Source organism: Lewinella sp. IMCC34183 (assembly GCF_003390915.1).
Taxonomy (GTDB): Bacteria; Bacteroidota; Bacteroidia; order Chitinophagales; family Saprospiraceae; genus Neolewinella.
Genome location: NZ_QMEM01000001.1, coordinates 376583 through 394482, shown reverse-complemented (window position 1 = coordinate 394482; position 17900 = coordinate 376583). Strand labels below are relative to the sequence as shown.

The window sequence follows — 17900 nt, the reverse complement described above, 5'->3', positions numbered from 1 at the left end:
GCAACAATCAAACAAAAGTTTTTAAACTTTTTGTTGCTTAGCAAGAGGGTCTGCCCATGGTTCCGGTTCGCAAGTCTCTGTCGCGCTGCGGGCGGCAAGCAGACAGCGCTGGGCACCCGGGCCAGCGGGTGATAGTCGCCTATAGCTTGATCATTTTCAGCATCCGCAGGGTATGCTTTCCCGAGGTTATGCGACCGATGTACGCACCGGCCGGCCAGCCGGTGCCGAAGTGGATCGTACCGGAGTTGTCCGGCATTTTCTGTCGGTGAATGCGCTGACCCGTAGCGGCGGAAAACACTTCCAGTTCACCGCCCAGTAGCCAGATGAAGTCGTAGGCGAGGGTAAATTCCCCCGCGGCCGGGTTGGGAAACAGGTCGGTGGCGATGTCTATCGAGTCGGGGTCTTCGGGTAAGGGGGGCAGGATGAGGCTGTCCAGGACCCGAAAATTATCAAACCCTGCCTCCACCAGGTTGTCCGCGTCTTCGGGATCGGCTACGGAGATGATCAGGTGCATCGAGTCGGTGAGGGGCAGGTACTCATCCACCCGCAGCGTATCGCGCGTCCATTCGGACACGGCAGTCCCGTAGGCGGCCAGTAGGGTAGTATCCTTTCCGCTGCTGATCGATATGGTCAGGCTGTCGTTGGGCACGAAGCCCCCGGAGGCATTGGTAAACCAGTAATCGTAGATCAAAAAGACGGCCGACTTAAAGGTGCTCAGGTCCATCACCGGTGACGTCAGTATGGTGGGGCCCCCGTCAACGTCGTACGCCAGCCCCGGTCCGGTACGCCCGTCCGTCACGTACGCCAGATTGCCGATGTCGTGGGGTGAATCTCCGTCCGGATTCCCGGGGCCGTGATAGCCGAAGCTGGCCAGGGGGGTGACGCGTTCCCACTCCCCCGTGGTAGCCGTGCCGTTCACTGTCCAGCCCAGGTCGGTGAGAAAGGTATCCTCATATCCCGGTTCCAGAAATAGGGTGTCCCCATCCACCAGGGTAGCGCCGTTGCGGTCTGCGAACTCCGTCAATTGATATCCCCAGGCGGTCAGCAGCAAATCGTAGTCGTAGTCGTAGACCCGATCGAGACGCGCGACTCCATCCTGGCCGGCGACCGCAAAGTAGGAGACGTCATCGTGTTCCAGGGCTAGGGTGGCTCCCGCCAGGGGTGTCCCGTTCCTTCGGTCGGCCAGGGTAACCGCGATTGGTGCCAGGGGCCGTGGGGTCAGCTCCACGTCTTGGCGCAGCGTCACGCCGTTTTCCAGGGGAATACGCAGGGTATCTGCGTAGTAGCCGACCGCGCTGTAGATCACCTCGACCGATCCCGCTTCCGCCACGCCGGTGGCGTAGCTACCAAAGGCATCGGTGACGCCTTCGTTAATTTGGTCGGAGAGCACTACGACCCGTGCATCGTTTAGCGGCTGGCCGTCGGTGGACCGCGTCACGGTGCCTTCCAGGCGTGCGGCACGCTTGTAGTCCACGTCGATTACGAACAGTCCCCGCTGGCGGTCGGACACCAGTGTCAGCCCGCTCGGCAGGAAGGGGTAGGCCCCCCAGGCCCCCTGGAATCCACCGTCGGGGCCCTCGTAGGTGTCGTAGTTGGCCACCTCGATGAGGTTGGTGGGGTCGCTGGCGTCTACTACCCGAAGTCCGTCGGTGTAGTAGCTGATGGATAGGTAATCGTCGATGAAGTGAGCGTTGTGCGGAATGGTCCCGGTGTTAAGGCTGGTCAGCGGCCGGTACTCGTCCAGCAACACGATATCGCCGGGCTCGCTGATGTCGTAGGCCGCCACGCTCGCGTTGCCCTTCTCGTCGGTAGTGAAAACCGTGGTGCCATCTTGGTCGGACCAGGCGTTATGGGTAAAGCGGTAGGGCGTCTGGGTTTCGCCCAGCTTAGTAATGTTATCTACGTCGGTGATATCGTAAATCCCCAGTTCGCCCTTGTAGATTTCCGAGGCGTACATCCGGTTGTCCTGAACGTATACGTCGTGGGCGTAGGTATCCGGACCCAGGGCCCGGAGGGTAGGCTTCGCGGGATTTTCCTTCAGGTCGAAGATGAGTACGCCGCCGCGGTTGAGTGCGGCGGTGCGATCGCCCCCGGCCGTGAAGGCGTAACCCAGGGTGGTGTCGATGTAGATATTGTGGGCGCGGACGTACGGGCGGTCCTTGGATGCCGGCAACTCGTAGGCGAACGTCTCGTAGGTGACCGCAGTAGGAAGCTGGGTAAGGTTGATAACCGTAAGCCCGATCGTGCCCTCGTCAGCGGTAACGTAAGCGTAGTCGCCGTAGGTTTTGATGTCTCTCCATACGCTCTTCGGCTGCTCGATCCGCTCGATGAGCGTAGGTGCATCCGGGTCAGCGAGCGAAATGATGGCCACCCCGTGGGTCAGTGCCATGAGGGCGTACTCGGTACCGTCGGGGGCCACGTAGCCCCAGATGTCGTTCACCTCGTCGTCGATATCGAAGTTGCTGCGTAGGGTAGTATTGAGTTGGGCACGTACCGACAGGCCGCTCATCAGGAGCAGCAGGGCAAGTAAAATTTTCTTCATACGGCAAAAGACATCTTGACTATACACTAACTCCATGACCCCGATCCCGGGTCTGTACCCCTAATCAGCGCGCCGATAAACGACGGTTTCGCTACTGATACCCAGCAGCTGCAATTCCAGCAGGTCTTGGGTGAGCCGGACGATGCCGAAGCAGTCCGTCTGGGCCGGTCCGGCGATCGTGAAGCAGGGCTCCCCGGTAGAGGTGCCTCCGCTGCAGGCCGCCGGGCAGCGCCCGTGAAAGCTCATATTCTCCTCCACGAGCAACTCGCCCTGGTAAAAGGTCTTGTAGTGGGTCGGGGTAAATTCCACCGTTTCCTCACCGTCGTCCATATTCACCCAGCGACCGGTCAGCAAACGCTGGGCGGCCTGCGCGGGTGCGGTGGAATTACTGGGGTCGACCGCCTCCGTACCGTCGGCTGCCTGCGGCGGCTGGATCGTCATGCCGTAGGGCGTCGGAGCGTCCGCGTCGGGGGCGGTCAGCGAGCCGGTATCGGCCCGGGGTGCCCTGGGCTCCGGGTTGCTGTAGATGGTCGCCGGAATGTCTTCTTCTACGGCCATATCCGAGGCACAGTAGGTAAGCAGCAAACTGGATATAAGCAGGACGAAATAGCGCATGCGGGCGGGTTGGGTGTCGCTTTAACGTCCCGCCGGCAAATTTGGTGCGGCGGACTCCCGGAAGATTCGGTGCAGGCCCAGTACCTGCGGCAAAATTAGCCGGCGCCCGTCGTTGTGGATCAGGTGATCGGCCGCCGCTTCCTTGCGTGCGTCCGGCCACTGCTTTTCCGCCCGCTCCGCGAAGGCTGCCGAAGTTATGCCGTCGCGGGCGAGTACCCTCGCCTGGCGGGTGGGGTAGGGGCAGGCGACGACCACCAGGGAGTCGTAGTCATCCGCGGCCCCAATCTCCAGCAGGATCGCCGCTTCGTGGAGGGTATAGGCCGTGGTCTGGGTGGCGTGCCAGGCCGCGGCATCCCGGGCTACCGCGGGGTGGACCAGGCGGTTGAGGATCGCCAGCTTCCCGGCGTCGGCAAAGGCGCGTTCGGCCAGGTAGGCCCGGTCGAGGTCTCCCCCGGAGGTGTAACTCGCCGGGCCGAAGTGAGTCACGATACCTTCCCGCAGCTCGGGATCGCTGTTCATCAGGGCCTTGGCGCGGGCGTCGGCGTAGTAGATCGGCACCCCCAGGCGCTCGAATTCCCGGCAGACCGTGGTCTTACCCGCGCCGATATTGCCGGTGATGCCGATCCGCAGGGCCATGGGACTGGGTTTTACACAAGGTAGTTTAGACGCCGCGGTCCACGGCCACCTTGTAGGTAGGGTCGTCCATAACGTTGACCTCGATGATGGCGTCGGCGCGCGTCAGCAGGCGGCGGCAGTCCTCGCTCAGGTGTTTCAGGTGGACGGTCTTGCCCACCTTGTGGTAGCGCTCGGTAAGTTTGTTGAGGGCTTCGATGGCCGACATATCGACCACCCGGCTTTCTTCGAAGTCGATAACGATCTCTTCGGGGTCGCCGAGCACGTCGAACTTCTCGTTGAAAACCGCTACCGAGCCGAAGAAGAGGGGACCGTAGATCTCGTAGTGCTTCACCCCGTGCTCGTCGATCCGCTTGCGGGCACGGATTCGCTTCGCGCTCTCCCAGGCGAAGCGCAGGGCCGCGATGATCACGCCTACGATGACCGCCAGGGCGAGGTTGTGCAGGAAAATGGTCACCAGGGTCACGAGTACCATCACCAGCAGGTCGGATTTCGGCATCTTGCCGAAGGAGCGCAAGCTTGCCCACTCGAAGGTGCCCACCGCCACCATGATCATCAGGCCCGTCAGGGCCGCCATCGGTACCAGCTCGATCAGGCTGCTGCCGAACATGATGAAGACCAGGAGCATCACCGCGGCCACGATACCCGAGAGGCGGGCCCGCGCTCCGGCGCTGATGTTGATCAGGCTCTGACCCAGCATGGCGCAGCCCCCCATACCGGAGAGGAAGCCCGACAGGACGTTGGCGGTACCCTGAGCGACGGCCTCCTTGTTGCCGCGGCCCCGCGTTTCGGTGATCTCGTCGATGATGTTCAGCGTAAGCAGACTCTCGATGAGGCCAACACCCGCCACGATAAGGGCGTAGGGCGTAATAATGGTCAGGGTCTCGAACGAGAACGGCACGTCGGGAATGTGGAAGGGCGGGAAGCCGCCGGAGATGCTGGCCAGATCGCCGACGGTGCGGGTGTCGATCCCGAAGGCCGCCACGATGCCGAATACGGTAAGGATGGCCACCAGGGAGGCGGGTACCGTCTTGGTCAGCTTGGGCAGTCCCCAGATGATCAGCATCGTGAGCAGGACGAGCCCGCCGAACAGGTACAGCGGGGTGCCCGAGAGCCACGCCCCGGTTTCCCCGTTGCGGAACTGGTCGAGCTGCGACATGAAGATGATGATGGCCAGTCCGTTCACGAAACCGAAAATAGCGGGGTGGGGGACAAGCCGCATCAGCTTACCCAGGCGCAGCAGGCCGGCGGCCACCTGGAAGAGTCCGGCCAGGATCACCGTAGCGAAGATGTATTCGATGCCGTGGGTCTGAGCGAGGGAGACGATCACTACAGCTACCGCTCCGGTAGCGCCACTGATCATACCGGGGCGGCCGCCGAAGACGGCCGTCACGATACCCATGACGAAGGCCGCGTATAATCCCGTCAGCGGAGGCAGACCCGCCAGGAACGCAAAGGCAACGGCTTCGGGAACCAGGGCGAGGGCAACCGTGAGTCCGGAAAGGATCTCGATCCGGTAGTTGACCTTCTGATTGAAGTCAAAGAGATTGATGTATTTCTTCATCGGGATAACGGCGGCTTGGGCCGCGGGCCAGCCCGCGGCGATTCTTGTTGTTCCGTGTTTGATCGACATCCCCCCGGAATGAAGCCGCAAAGGTACGCCACCCGGACCGTCCGGCCTAACGCGTCGTAAGTAGGCCCCGCAATAACTTTCTCCTGCCGGCGCACACGTTACCTTTGCCGCGTAAAACGTAACCCCATGCCCGAACCCGGAAACATCCTGATCACCGTCGTCGACCGCCACGGCGAGGCGCACGAGCTCGAAGCTCCCACCGACATGAATATGAACGTGATGGAAGTGTGCAAGGCCTACGAACTTCCCGTCAAGGGTACCTGCGGGGGTATGGCCCTATGCAGTACCTGCCACTGCTACGTGCTTTCCGATACCGAACTGCCGGAAATGGGAGGAGACGAGGAAGACATGCTCGACCAGGCGTTTTTCGTCGAGGACAACTCCCGCCTGGGCTGCCAGCTTCGCGTGACCGATGCCCTCGACGGTCTCCGCGTCCAGCTTGCTCCGGAAGCGGAAGAATAATTGAAAGATTTTCGGAAAACTTTTGAAGTTCCGAAAACGTATGTATATTTGCAGCCCGTTACGATGGTAACGTGGTCAAAAATAACCTCGCGGGGTGGAGCAGTTGGTAGCTCGTCGGGCTCATAACCCGAAGGTCGCAAGTTCGAGTCTTGCCCCCGCTACATAGTGAAAGCCGTTACGGATTAGGTTCCGTGACGGCTTTTTTTGTGCCCGTTCGGCAGGATACGGGCGACCGGGTGCCCGCGCGCAGTGTTGCGCCCGGCACCCGGCCACTCCAGTCCCGTAGGCTTACCCACCGCCGGATTTCTTTCGCTTGAAGGGGTTGAATTTTTCGAGTTCCTTCTTGACGTCCTCCACCGCGTCCCGTCCTACGTTAGGCAGGGCGAGGCTGTCGCGGGCGGTGGTATCCTTGCCCAGTCCCAGTGCATCCTGCAGGCGGCGACCGGCCTCGTTCTCCAGGTTACGGGCTTGTTCGTTAGCTACGTTAGCCAGGCTGTCCCGGAAGCCGTTGGCACGCTGCTGGGCGATGGCCCGCAGGGTGTCGGCGCGGGAGGTCAGTTCCTCTTCCACCCGGTCACGTACCGCTCCGGCTACCGTCCCCGACGCGGAACCGCCACCGCCCTCGGTACCGAGCAGGTCCAGGGAGGCGCGGGGATTGCTGACCGTGCCGGTGATGCCGATATTCAGGTTCAGGGTATCACCGGGTGAGATGTTGAGTCCCAGTTTGCCGGCCTGACCCGCCAGCCTGTCCAGAGCGCCCAGCGCGGCGCCGGTCACGATGTTGCCCTCAATGAGCGTGCGGGGCACGGCGGCCCGCAGGCGGTAGTCCATATCCGTATCGAGCCCGTGGGTGCCCCCGAGGTTCATACCGATGCCGGCCAACTGAAAGTCGAAGGGGTCTACCGTCACCTTACCGTCGTTGACTGCAAAGGCGGCGATGATGTCCTTTAGGGTAGCGCTTTCCCTAAGCTCCTTGACGTTGAGGGCCGCCCCAATCACCTGCAGGGGCTTGAAAGACGCGATACGGGCCTCCGCGGTCCGCAGGAGTCCCTTGGCGTCGATGGTCTGCAGGTCGGGCATCAGGTCAGGACCGAGGCGGCCTTCCATGACCAGGTCCGAACTGAAGGTTCCCGACACGAACTTGCCGATCGGGGCCAGGGCGGAGAAGGAATTAAGGGCGCTGAAGGCCTGGCCGAAGTCCAGGTTCTGCAGATCATACGCGAAGCGGAACACCGGTTCGTCTCCTTCGGCCGTATCGTAGGCCCCGGTGAAGCCCATGGCCCCGCCGAGCAGGTTGGCCCGGCCGTCCTCGATCACGATGGCACCGTCCCGCACCGCCAGCTGTCCCCTGACGGCGTTCATGGTCAGGTCGGTGTACTGCACCCGGTCGGCGTTCAGGTTGACCGTCAGGTTGATGTTGCGGGGCACGGGAATGGCGGCGGATTCTGCGGCGGTGGTGGCCGCGGGAGCGGGGGCTCCGGGATCCTCGGCGGGGATGAACGCAGCTACGTCAAAGAAGCCCGAACTGAGTTCGAGGGTGCCCGTGAGGACGCCGTCGTCGAAGGTGTAGTCGAAAAGGTTGTTAACCACGCCGCTGGCCGCGAAGGTGCTCTCGCCCAGGGTGGCGGCGGCCTCCCGCAGGTCCAGGCGGTTGGGTTTGATGTTGCCGCGCACCCGTAGGTCGGTGGGGCGGTACTCGCCGTAGCTCAGCGCTTCGATGGCAGCGTCGAGGTCGAAGTCGAAACGGTCAAAGACCTCCGTTTCGGCCGCGGCCTGCTGACCCGCGTTGAGCTCGGCCGGCGTGGTAGCGGTAGTGTCCGCGGTTTCGGTCATCCACTCGTCGGCGTCGAAGTAGTTGGACCGGACGGTCATACTGCCCCGCATGGTCTGCTCCGGGCTGAAGTAGGCCAGCAGGTTGTCGATGCGCCCCTCGGCGGAAAGGTCGCTGCTGCCGAGCGTGGCGGTGAACTGTTGCAGGTCTACGTACTGGGGGCTAAACTCCGCCCGGGCCTGGGCGATGCGCACCGCCGGCGTCCCGTCGGCGGCGTAGACCAGGTTGCTCACCAGCAGGTTACCGGCCAGGTTTACGTCCTCGTAGCGGCCGGCGTCGAGGGTACTCTGGCGTACGTTGTCGGCGGTGATGTCCGCCACGATGCGCCCGGCCAGCTCGTTGACCCCCTCCAGGGGAATGGCGGAGGCCCACTTGGCCAGGTCCAGCGTGCCGTTGAGCCGGGCGTCGATATTGGGGTCGGAAAGGGGGGTAGCCAAACGGAAGCTCCCCGCGAAGGGGTCGCCCCCTAGCGTGAAGTCGAAGCGCGGTACCTCGACCACCAGCCGGTCGAGGTCGGCCGACGGACTCTCGACCCGCAGGGCGGCATCGATGCCGGTGATGCCGACGGGGCGACCGGGGTACTGCACGCTGCCGCCGACAATCTCACTGCCTACCGTGAAGGCGGGGTAGGTTTCAGTTTCGCCGTTGTAGGCCCCGTTGACGGTCCCGTTCAAGGTAAAGGTGCCTCCGGTCTGTACCTGGTCGTAGCCTTCGGTGTAGGCACTCGGGATCAGGCTCCAGAGTTGCCGGAAGTCATTGGCCGGCGCGGAGTAGGTCAGGTCGAAGAGGATGTCGTCGTTCTCCTCCAGGTCGATGCTGCCGTCGAGGACGAGGTCCAGGGCGTTGAGGGTGACGTCGGCGTCCGTAAAGGTGTAGCGCATGGCGTCGGCGTCGACGTTGACGGTACCGTCGGCGGTGGCCCGCACCTCGCTAAGGTAGGCCACACCGGCCTGCCGCAGCGTAAAGGCATCGGCCTGCGCGTGGGTCACTACGTCAAATACCGATGCGGTAAAGTCGCCTTCCCCGGAGGCATTCAGGCCTTCCAGCCTGACGTACGTTTCGGTGGTACGGTCGTCGTAGATCAGTTTGCCATTGTTGATCTCGAAGTAGTCGAGGGTGATCGTGGCGCTAGTACCCGAGCTATCCACTGCACCCGCGTCCGCGCCCGATTCCGGAACGATCAAGTAGTTGGCCAGCTCGGGGGTGAGCACGAGCAGGTTGACATCCGGCCCGTCGAGCTGTACGGCGTCGATGTTGTAGTTGCCGTTGCCGGCCAGTACCGACCAGAAACCGAGGTCCACGCGGGCCTGCTCGCCGCGCACCAGCGGCAGGCCGGCGAAGGTATCCACGCCCACCACGCTGAAGTTATCGACCGTCAGGGCGATATCCGGGAAGCTCCGCAGGAAACTCACGTTGGCATCCTCGAAGTCGACGCGGGCGTTCAGCGATTCATTCAGACCGGACTTGACGCTTGCCACGATCCGGTCCTTGAACAGTACGGGCGCGGCGAGCAATGCCGCCACGACGACGAAGAGGAAGATGGCGAGACCGATCAAAATTCGCTTGGCAAGTTTCATGGGGGTGTTTTGGTTGAAAACAGCTTAACCGGAGACGGGTTGGCTAGCTGTTGACGTAAACGCTTACCTTGCGTCACCCATTATCCTGAAGCAGAACGCTTAACCTACGCCCATGACCGTTGCCGGTATTGACTACACCATGATTGACACCCAGGAAGGCCTGGAATCTTTTTACCACCAACACACCGGTATCGACTGGATGGGGTTCGATACCGAATTCATCGGGGAGAAGCGGTACCACACCCTCCTCTGTCTGATTCAGATCAGCACGGAGAACGGCTTTTACCTGCTTGACCCGATCGAGGTGACCGACCTGACCTACTTTCTGCGGCTCGTCGAGAACCCCGACATCATCAAGATCACCCACGCCGGCGACAACGATTACCGGCTGCTGTACCGCGCCTACGGAACCGTGCCGGCCAACGTATTTGATACGCAGGTGGCCGCCGCCTTCTGCGGGCACCGCTACCCCACGAGTTTTGCCAAGTTGGTCGACGCCGAGGTAGGAGAGAACGTGGGCAAGGGCTACGCCGTGACCGACTGGTCCAAGCGGCCGATGAGCGAAAAGCAGATCAAGTACGCCCTGACCGACGTCCTCTACCTCCGCAAACTCTACGACACCATCACCGCCAAGCTGAAGGATAACGGTCGCCTGGACTGGGCACTCGAGGAGTGCGCCCTGATGGCCAGCGAAGACTACTACTACCGCGACCCTAACCACGAGTTCCTGAACAGCAACATCGCCCGCTCCAGCCGTACCAAGGAGCGCGTCTTTCTGCTGCGCCTGTACGAATGGCGCCGGTCCCAGGCCGAACAGCGCAACTACAGCAAGGAAATGATCCTGCCCAGCAAACTCATCGGGCAGCTGGTGCGCGGCGTACGCGGCGGCAAACAGAGTATGCAGGATAACCGGCGCCTCCCCGGCAAGACCGTCGGCCGTTACGGGGACATGTTTGTCAACTTCTATGAGAAAGACGCGACGCCCGAGGAGCTCAAGATCGTGAAGAGCGTGCAACGCTCCAGCCAGGAAGACGAGGAGGACGACATGATCGTCGAGCTCCTCTACCTCCTCATGAAGTACCGCGCCAACGAGGCCGACATCAGCCACGCCCTGGTGATGCCCCGCAACGCCATCCGGCGCATGAAGCAGGACGATGAGGTGCGGAAGTCCATTCTCGGCTCCGGCTGGCGCCGCGAATTGCTGGGCGATGACTTCGTCAACTGGCTGAAGAACTTCGACCACCTCACCATGAAGATCGAGGGCGGCAAGATCAGCCTCACGACCTGAGATCGCGCTCCACGGCGGCGTAGATCTCCCGCAGCTTCGGGGCTTCCCGTTCCCAACACAATTCCCCGGCCGCACGCCGGCAATTATCCCGCAGTGCCGCGTAGCGCGCGGGGTCGTTCCTCAGCGTGCGTATCAAGTCCGCGAGGGCAGCAGCGTCCAGCTCCGGAAGCAGTTCGAAGCATCCGTATTCCCGGTTGAGGGCGGCGTACTCCGGAAAGTCCATCTGGACACTCGGTAAACCGGTTTGTACGTAGTCCAGCGCCTTATTTGCCAAGCTATAATAATAGCTGGGGCTGTCGCCTTCTAATAAGTTGATTCCCAGCCAGGCGCGGCTGGTGATCTCAGGAAGTTCGTCGGGGGGGCGAAAACCGGCAAACCAGATGCGGTCCGAAACGCCGCACTCTTCCGCCAGGGCTGCAAGATTCCCTGATTCCGGTCCAGACCCAACGATCCAAAGGCGGCAGTCGGGAAGGTCCTGCATGGCCCGGACGGCGGTTTCGAGGCCGCGGCCGGGGTTCACCATGCCCTGGTACAAGATTACTCCTCCAGTATTTTCCGAAAATGTGTATGGCCTTTTCACCGGGAGATTGCGGACGACCCCGAACGGCTCTCCGTAGTCCAGGGCCATTCGTTCGGCCAGGGCTGGGCCCACTGTATAGCGGGCATCCGTCCGGGGTACCAGCCAGCGGCCGAGGGTGCGCCAGGCTTTCCGCACGGCCGGTCGGGTAACCACCTCGGGCGTTTCACTGAACCACTCGTGGGCATCGTAGGTTAGCGCCCGCCCACCGTCGCGGCACAGCCACCAACCCGCCAGCAGGGTGTCGAGGTCCACGGAGCAGCATACGTCGAAATCCCAGTGGCGCAGCGTGCGCCAGAGGCGCAGGTTGAACTCCGCATAGAAGCGCTTTCCGTCGTGGTACCGACACCTGATCCGGTGTTGCTGGTATGGGCGGTCGGCCAGTGGCGGACTGTCGGGCAGCGTACGCCCCACCAGGGTGACGGTATGCCCGGCCGCCACCAGGGTCCGGCAGATGCGGTCCATCCGCTGGTCGTGGGAGAGGTCGTTGGTGACGGTACAGACGATCCTCATGGTAGCCGTAGGGTATCGTCCCGCTTTACCAGCAAGCCCTCGTTGACCAGTTCCTGCAGCACGGCGGCCACTTCGGGGCGCGCCAGGGTAGGGAAGAGGTCGAGCGCTTCCGGCAGTGGTATCTCGCGCTGCCGGCGCAGCCGCTCGCGGAGGGTAGCGTGGACCATTTCCGGGTCGGGCACCAGGGTACGCTTGCGGCGGCAGACGTCGCAGATGCCGCACTCCGGCGCGTCCGTTTCCCCGAAGTACTGGAGCAGGCGTTGGGAGCGGCATCGGTCGTCAAAGGAGCAGTAGGCGATCATCGTATCGATGCGGTGACGGGCCTGCTCCTTCAGGAAGTTGTAGCGGCGCGCATCGATGCGGAGGTTGTCGGGGTCGATGCGTTCTTCCACGAAGACCAGCTGCGGACCGGTGCGTTCGGGGGTGTAATCGATGATGCCTTCCGCCTGCATTTTGACGAGGGTGCGCTGCAAATTCTCGAGCGTCACCCCCAGGAAGTTGGCCAGCGATCCCTCGCGGAGCTGCACCGGATTCAGGAAGGCACCCTGGGTGGTCCGCAGGATAGACTTGACCAGCCGCGTGGTCTGCGGGTGCTTGATCTGGTAATCGTACAGCTGTTCCTTGGTGACCAGGAACTGCAGCTGCGCGGCCTGCCGCAGGTCGTCGGTGAGCAGGATGTACCCGGCCTGCTCGAGTGCCTTGAGTCCGCTGTAGGCTTGCCGTACCTCGAAGCCGAACCGCTGCGAGAAGGAAGCCAGGTCGAAGGCGTAGGCTTCGCCCTTCCCACCGCCTACGGCCAGTTGAAGGTAGCTTCCCAGGGCCCGGTACATCCGCTTCACCTCCGGGATGGGCGGGTACCGTTGTTCCCACTGCCGCAGCAGGCGCTCGCCGTCGGAGGCGTGCCAGAGCAGCACCGCGAAGCTGGGCTGGCCGTCGCGGCCCGCCCTGCCGGCTTCCTGGAAGTAGGCTTCCGGACTGTCCGGCGGCCCGTAATGGACGACGGTGCGCACGTCGGGTTTGTCGATCCCCATCCCAAAGGCGTTGGTGGCGACCATCACCCGCTGCCGGTCGTCGATCCACTGTTCTTGCCGCAGGTCCTTCTCTTCCGGTTCGAGGCCAGCGTGGTAGGCCGCCGCGGAGATGCCCCGCCGGCCGAGGTGGTGGGCGATCTCGCGGGTCAGGCCGCGGCTGCGGACGTACACGATACTGCTGCCCGCCACGCCGGTGAGGATTTCGGCGAGTTGCTGCTCTTTCCCGGGCGGGCGGCGCACTACGTACGCCAGGTTGTCCCGCGAGAAGCTCTGCTGGAATACTCCGCGCTCTTTGCGGAATTCCAGTTTCTCCTGGATGTCCTCGATCACCTCCGGAGTGGCCGTAGCGGTCACGGCGATGAAGGGAACGTCGGGGTGCAGCTCCCGCACCTCGGCGATGCGCAGGTAGGGCGGCCGGAAATCGTAGCCCCATTGACTGATGCAGTGCGCCTCGTCGATGGCCACGAGGCTCAGGGGCATACGGCGGATGCGTTCGCGGGCCAGGTCGGTCAGCAGGCGTTCCGGGCTGAGGTACAGGAGCTTGGTATTGCCGTAGACGGCATTGTCGAAGATGCGGTCGATGTCGCTGGACCGCATGCCGCTGTAGACGGCCTCCGCCACGATGTTGCGGGAGCGGAGTTGCCGTACCTGGTCCTTCATCAGGGCGATCAGCGGCGACACCACCAGCGTAACGCCCTCCCGCGCCAGGGCGGGAACCTGGAAGCAGATACTCTTGCCCCCGCCGGTAGGCAGCAGGGCCAGGGTGTCCCGCCCGGCCAGTACGCTGTCGATGATCTCCGCCTGCAGGGGCCGGAAGGAGGGGTATCCCCAGTACTGTTTGAGTATGTCGTTGGCTTGCGCCATGGGCCGTGCTTGCTGCCGGTAAGGTAGCCGTTCGGCGCCACTTGGGATGCGGGGAGGGCGGCGACTTGTCCGGTTGCGGGCTGTGGGGTATTATTCCGGTCCACCAATGCCCCCTCCCGTGTCGATCCGCCCCCTCGTTTTCCTTTACGCTTTGCTTTTCTTCGGTTGTCGCCCTACGTTGACGCCCGCCGCACCCTCCGCATCCGCGGGCGATCCGGTGGTATACCTGACCACGGCCGACAGCGCGCAACTGCTCGCACGACAACCTGCCGGCGGCGGGGCGCAGGTGCCGGGGGGCGCTACGGAAATCACGATCAATCCGGAATTGCGCTACCAGACGATGCAGGGATTTGGATACACCCTCACCGGCGGGAGTGCGCAACTGATCCACGAGCTCCCCGCGCGCCGCCGCCGGGCCCTGCTGGACGAACTCTTCGGCGACGGACCGGAGGCCATCGGCGTTAGCTACCTGCGGGTGAGCCTGGGAGCTTCCGACCTGGACGCGGAGGTATTTAGCTACGACGACCGGCCCGCCGGGGAGACCGACCCGCAGCTGATGCACTTTTCCCTCGACGCGGATCGCCGTCACCTGATTTCGCTGTTGCGTGAGATCCTGGCAATTCGCCCCGACCTGCGCATCATGGCTTCCCCGTGGTCACCCCCGGTTTGGATGAAGGACAACGGCAACTCGAAGGGCGGCAGCCTGTTGCCCGAATATTACCCGGCCTACGCCGATTACTTCGTACGCTACGTGACGGGTATGGCTGGAGAGGGCATCCGGATCGACGCCGTCACCGTGCAGAACGAGCCGTTGCACCCGGGCAACAATCCCAGCCTCCTGATGCTGGCCGAGGACCAAGCTACCTTCGTCGGCGAGCACCTCGGGCCCGCCTTCGCGGCCGCTGACGTCGATACGCGGATCGTGGTGTACGACCACAACGCGGACCGACCCGACTACCCCCTCACCGTACTGGCCGATGACCGCGCTCGGCCGTACGTGGACGGCTCCGCCTTCCACCTATACGGCGGGGAGATAGACGCCCTGAGCGAGGTCCATACGGCCTACCCGAACAAGCACCTCTACTTCACCGAGCAGTGGATCGGAGCGCCCGGCAACTTTGCCGAGGATCTGCGGTGGCACGTCCGTGAACTTTTCATCGGGGCCCCGCGCAACTGGTCGGAAACCGTACTGGAGTGGAACCTCGCGGCCGACGCTGACCAGGACCCGCACACGCCCGGGGGGTGTACCCGCTGCCTAGGCGCGCTTACCATACAAGACGGTACGGTGCACCGCAACACGGCCTACTACAACGTGGCCCATTCCAGCCGTTTCGTGCCGCCGGGGTCGGTACGTATCGGTTCCGATGTACCCGCGGGACTGCCCAACGTGGCGTACATCACGCCTTCCGGTAAAGTGGTCGTCTTACTGCTGAACGATGGAGAAGAAGCGCGGTCCTTAATCCTGCGGGTAGCGGATAGGACCTATCCGGTCACCCTGCCGGCCGGGGCGGTAGCCACCTGCATACTGCCGGCCGCCGCCGGTTAGCGCTGCACCCGCGTGCCGCCGCCGCCTAGCAGTCGCCGCGCCAAAGGAGTCGCCGGTCGACTAGTGGCCGGTCGACTAGTCGACCGGCCACTAGTCGTACGTACCAGTTTGCAATTCTTAACCTTGAGTTAACATTGGGGGGTGGTCGTCACTGGCCGGCTACCACTTACGGCGTTCCAGACTGAGGACGGTGAGCAACAGGAAGAAGGCGGTGATGCTGAGGAAGTATACCACGTCGCGACTGTCGATAAGCCCACGTCCCAGGCTCCGGAAGTGGTCCTCCATACCCAGCCCGCTGATGAAGGCGTCGCCGTTCCCGTAGAATACCGGCAGGGAAGCCAGGTAGTCGAAGCCAAAGTAGCACCAGAAGGTAAGCGCCAGCGCAAGCAGGAAGCCCACGATCTGGTTGCTGGTCAGCGAGCTGGCGAACAGGCCGATGGCCACGAAGGCCATGCTCAGAAAGAGGAGCCCGACGTAGCTGCCGATGGTACCCCCCACGTCGATGTTGCCCTCCGGCGCCCCGAGCTGGTAGATGGTGAAGTAGTACAGGCCGGTGGGGAGGAGGGCGATCACGACGAGCGCGAGGCAGGCGAGGAACTTGCCCAGCACGATCTCGACGTCGCGCAGCGGCCGCGTGACCAGCAGCTCGATAGCACCCGTCTGCCGTTCCTCGGCAAAGGCCCGCATGCACACCGCCGGGATGAGGAACAGCAAAATATTCGGTGCCAGGGTGAAGAAGGGACCCAGCGTGGCGTAGCCGTAGGTCAGCAGGCTGGTCTCCGGAAACACGAAGAGGAAGAGGCCCGTGACCACCAGAAACACCGCGATGACCACGTAGCCGATCAGGCTCGAGAAAAAGGCATTTATCTCCTTGCGAAATATAGCGGTCATCAGCGTTGGGCGGGTGGCGCGGGCAGAAGCAACGGGTGACGGGAATTGTATATTTCGAGGGCCCGCAGCAATTTGTCGGTCGTGGCGTCGGGTGTCTGTTCGAGGGCGCTCCGCAGGTCGCGCTCGTCGCGCACCAGTAGCAGAACGGTGGCGCGGTCGAGGGGGCGCAGCGTACCCGTGTCCATGTCAAGAATGCGCGTGATCCGCTCCCGCCGCTGCCGCTCCACGTAGCCTTCGCGGAAGGGTTTTCCGTTGGCGGGATTGTAGGCCTTCATAAGGCGGCGCAGGTTTACGGTGGTGTCGTAGGCCACGGTGGGGTAGCGGCCGGGCCGCAGCAGGCCGGCGAATTCGGAAAAGCCCCGCCGTCCGTCGACCTGTACAAACAGGTAGGGAAGGCCGTCCAGGGCGATAGCGTAGGGCGTGCCGCGGTCGTTACCGGACTTATACCCGTATCCGTCGATCTGAACGCGGTGGTCCTCACTGAGCTGGACCATCTCCCCGGCAATCTCCGACCATTCCACGTCGGGTTGGTTGGCCAGCAGGGCCTCGTGGGTGAGGTAAACCCCGTCACGGAACCGGTAGTCCGGTCCGTAGGCTTCGGGAGACTGGGCGGGGAGCAGGCAGGGCAGGAGTAGCAGGAGCAGGATCCACTTCATCACGAACAAAGGTACGGTTAACCGGCGGCGGTCAGTGCGCGGAAGACTTCCTCCACGCTCAGTTCCTCCCGCGAGAGGCCCAGCAGGACGCGGTCGTTGGCCACCGCGAAGCGGAAGACATCGGCGCGTGGGTCCGCTCCCGGAGCCAGCAGCAGCCGGTACGTACGGGCGCGTTTACCCGCCTCTACGGAGGTGACTCCCGCAATGGTCGCCAACCGGTCGGGCACCACGTCGCGGTCAAACTCCACCAGGAGGGAGCTGCTGCCACTAAGCCTGCGTTGCAGCCGCTCGATGGGATCGTCGGCCACCAGTCGTCCGCGGTCGATGATGACCACCCGGTCGCAAATCGCCTGCACTTCCTGCATGATGTGGGTGCTGAAGATCACGGTCTTCTCCTGGCCGAGCCGGCGGATCAGTTGCCGGATCTCCGCCAACTGGTTGGGGTCCAGGCCGCTGGTGGGTTCATCGAGGATCAGTACCTCGGGGTCATGCAGCAAGGCCTGCGCCAATCCCACCCGCTGCCGGTAGCCCTTGGAGAGGGCGCCGATTTGCTTGTTGGCTTCCCGTTCCAGTCCCGTCATGGTGACGAGCTCGTCGATGCGCGCCCGCGGTCGCCGGATGCCGTTGGCATCGGCAGCGAATTTGAGGTATTCACGCACGTACATATCGGGGTAGAGAGGGTTGTGCTCCGGCAGGTACCCCACGCACCGCCGCACAGCCAGGCTGTCCTCCTGCACGTCGTGGCCGCACACTTCTGCCGTGCCGCTGCTCTGGCTCAGGTAGCAGGTGAGGATCTTCATGGTCGTGGTCTTCCCCGCACCGTTGGGACCCAGGAACCCCAGTACCTCCCCGGACCGGGCGGTGAAGCTGATGTCGTCTACGGCGCGCTGTTCTCCGTAGGTTTTGGTGAGGTTGGTTACGGTTACCATTTTGGTTGTTGCGTTGTTGCGGGTTTGGGTTGTTGCGTTTGCCGGGATTTCATTTGCCCGTCGCTTTGCTCGGGTAGGTGGGTTGTTGCGTTTGCCGGGGTTTCATTTGCCCCTCGCTTTGCTCGGGTGGGTGGGTTGTGGCATTGTATTCACGTTTTGCTTGCTTTTTGCTTCGCTTTGGGTTCTGATACGTGGCGGATTTACTTTTAGTATCTTAATGGGCTCGCGCTCATAGTTGGGCGGACCGATTGGATCTGATTTTTGTCATTGAACGCGCCACTTCGCAATTTCAGCACAAGACCTGCTTCGGAC

Annotated in this window: 13 protein-coding genes and 1 tRNA gene; 4 read left to right on the top strand and 10 right to left on the bottom strand. The window is 62.9% G+C overall.

What is annotated here, in order from left to right; translation table 11 throughout:
* Positions 1-139: 139 nt before the first annotated feature.
* From DQG19_RS01675 to DQG19_RS01660, 4 genes are read right to left on the bottom strand one after another with little or no spacing between them, the layout of a single operon-like run.
* The gene (locus tag DQG19_RS01675; RefSeq protein ID WP_198661625.1) at positions 140-2542 is read right to left on the bottom strand and encodes a choice-of-anchor B family protein; all 2403 of its coding nucleotides are present in this window, start codon (positions 2540-2542) and stop codon (positions 140-142) included.
* Positions 2543-2602: 60 nt separating this feature from the next.
* A complete protein-coding gene (locus tag DQG19_RS01670) occupies positions 2603-3157 on the bottom strand; it encodes a hypothetical protein (RefSeq protein WP_157974265.1) in 555 nt (184 codons plus the stop codon).
* Between the two features lie 21 nt (positions 3158-3178).
* Positions 3179-3793, bottom strand: coding sequence for a dephospho-CoA kinase (coaE, locus tag DQG19_RS01665; RefSeq protein WP_116124482.1), 615 nt, complete (start codon positions 3791-3793; stop codon positions 3179-3181).
* Positions 3794-3818: 25 nt separating this feature from the next.
* Positions 3819-5354, bottom strand: coding sequence for a SulP family inorganic anion transporter (locus tag DQG19_RS01660; RefSeq protein ID WP_116125161.1), 1536 nt, complete (start codon positions 5352-5354; stop codon positions 3819-3821).
* Positions 5355-5549: 195 nt separating this feature from the next.
* Here DQG19_RS01660 and DQG19_RS01655 point away from each other — a divergent pair, with 195 nt between their 5' ends.
* Together DQG19_RS01655 and DQG19_RS01650 are read left to right on the top strand one after the other, a co-directional pair.
* Positions 5550-5885: a 2Fe-2S iron-sulfur cluster-binding protein gene (locus tag DQG19_RS01655; protein ID WP_116124481.1), complete on the top strand. Its 336-nt coding sequence runs from the start codon at positions 5550-5552 to the stop codon at positions 5883-5885.
* 88 nt (positions 5886-5973) lie between these two features.
* Positions 5974-6046: transfer RNA gene (locus DQG19_RS01650), tRNA-Met, on the top strand.
* A 127-nt stretch (positions 6047-6173) separates the two neighbouring features.
* Here the strand turns inward: DQG19_RS01650 and DQG19_RS21440 are convergent.
* Positions 6174-9293 (bottom strand): AsmA family protein, encoded by a 3120-nt coding sequence (locus DQG19_RS21440; protein WP_157974264.1) that lies wholly within the window; start codon positions 9291-9293, stop codon positions 6174-6176.
* A gap of 112 nt (positions 9294-9405) precedes the next feature.
* On the opposite strand from DQG19_RS21440, the gene DQG19_RS01640 reads away from it, so the two are divergent.
* Positions 9406-10581 carry a ribonuclease D gene (locus DQG19_RS01640; RefSeq protein WP_116124479.1) on the top strand — a complete coding sequence of 392 codons (1176 nt, stop codon included), beginning with the start codon at positions 9406-9408 and terminating at the stop codon, positions 10579-10581.
* Here DQG19_RS01640 and DQG19_RS01635 read toward each other — a convergent pair.
* Positions 10571-11671: a glycosyltransferase gene (locus DQG19_RS01635; protein WP_116124478.1), complete on the bottom strand. Its 1101-nt coding sequence runs from the start codon at positions 11669-11671 to the stop codon at positions 10571-10573. The genes DQG19_RS01640 and DQG19_RS01635 overlap by 11 nt on opposite strands.
* Positions 11668-13566, bottom strand: coding sequence for an ATP-dependent DNA helicase RecQ (locus DQG19_RS01630; protein WP_116124477.1), 1899 nt, complete (start codon positions 13564-13566; stop codon positions 11668-11670). The genes DQG19_RS01635 and DQG19_RS01630 overlap by 4 nt, the downstream gene beginning before the upstream one ends.
* 106 nt (positions 13567-13672) lie before the next feature.
* On the opposite strand from DQG19_RS01630, the gene DQG19_RS01625 reads away from it, so the two are divergent.
* The gene (locus tag DQG19_RS01625; protein ID WP_116124476.1) at positions 13673-15112 is read left to right on the top strand and encodes a glycoside hydrolase family 30 beta sandwich domain-containing protein; all 1440 of its coding nucleotides are present in this window, start codon (positions 13673-13675) and stop codon (positions 15110-15112) included.
* A gap of 159 nt (positions 15113-15271) precedes the next feature.
* Here DQG19_RS01625 and gldF read toward each other — a convergent pair whose 3' ends face one another.
* Genes gldF through DQG19_RS01610 form a run of 3 tightly spaced genes read right to left on the bottom strand, consistent with a single transcriptional unit; the run spans position 15272 to position 17588 of the window.
* A complete protein-coding gene (gene gldF, locus DQG19_RS01620; protein ID WP_116124475.1) occupies positions 15272-16003 on the bottom strand; it encodes a gliding motility-associated ABC transporter permease subunit GldF in 732 nt (243 codons plus the stop codon).
* The gene (locus DQG19_RS01615; RefSeq protein ID WP_116124474.1) at positions 16003-16659 is read right to left on the bottom strand and encodes a hypothetical protein; all 657 of its coding nucleotides are present in this window, start codon (positions 16657-16659) and stop codon (positions 16003-16005) included. The genes gldF and DQG19_RS01615 overlap by 1 nt, the downstream gene beginning before the upstream one ends.
* Positions 16660-16676: 17 nt before the next feature.
* Positions 16677-17588, bottom strand: a complete 912-nt coding sequence (locus tag DQG19_RS01610) for an ATP-binding cassette domain-containing protein (RefSeq protein ID WP_116124473.1) — start codon at positions 17586-17588, stop codon at positions 16677-16679.
* Between the last annotated feature and the right edge of the window lie 312 nt (positions 17589-17900).

Bases quoted from the DNA above. Each gene is read 5' to 3' on its own strand.
- DQG19_RS01640 (WP_116124479.1), top strand. From the start codon at position 9,406: ATGACCGTTGCCGGTATTGACTACACCATGATTGACACCCAGGAAGGC.
- DQG19_RS01625 (WP_116124476.1), top strand. From the start codon at position 13,673: ATGCCCCCTCCCGTGTCGATCCGCCCCCTCGTTTTCCTTTACGCTTTG.
- DQG19_RS01675 (WP_198661625.1), bottom strand. From the start codon at position 2,542: ATGAAGAAAATTTTACTTGCCCTGCTGCTCCTGATGAGCGGCCTGTCG.
- DQG19_RS01635 (WP_116124478.1), bottom strand. From the start codon at position 11,671: ATGAGGATCGTCTGTACCGTCACCAACGACCTCTCCCACGACCAGCGG.
- DQG19_RS21440 (WP_157974264.1), bottom strand. From the start codon at position 9,293: ATGAAACTTGCCAAGCGAATTTTGATCGGTCTCGCCATCTTCCTCTTC.
- DQG19_RS01610 (WP_116124473.1), bottom strand. From the start codon at position 17,588: ATGGTAACCGTAACCAACCTCACCAAAACCTACGGAGAACAGCGCGCC.
- gldF (WP_116124475.1), bottom strand. From the start codon at position 16,003: ATGACCGCTATATTTCGCAAGGAGATAAATGCCTTTTTCTCGAGCCTG.
- DQG19_RS01670 (WP_157974265.1), bottom strand. From the start codon at position 3,157: ATGCGCTATTTCGTCCTGCTTATATCCAGTTTGCTGCTTACCTACTGT.
- DQG19_RS01630 (WP_116124477.1), bottom strand. From the start codon at position 13,566: ATGGCGCAAGCCAACGACATACTCAAACAGTACTGGGGATACCCCTCC.
- DQG19_RS01655 (WP_116124481.1), top strand. From the start codon at position 5,550: ATGCCCGAACCCGGAAACATCCTGATCACCGTCGTCGACCGCCACGGC.
- DQG19_RS01660 (WP_116125161.1), bottom strand. From the start codon at position 5,354: ATGAAGAAATACATCAATCTCTTTGACTTCAATCAGAAGGTCAACTAC.
- DQG19_RS01615 (WP_116124474.1), bottom strand. From the start codon at position 16,659: ATGAAGTGGATCCTGCTCCTGCTACTCCTGCCCTGCCTGCTCCCCGCC.
- coaE (WP_116124482.1), bottom strand. From the start codon at position 3,793: ATGGCCCTGCGGATCGGCATCACCGGCAATATCGGCGCGGGTAAGACC.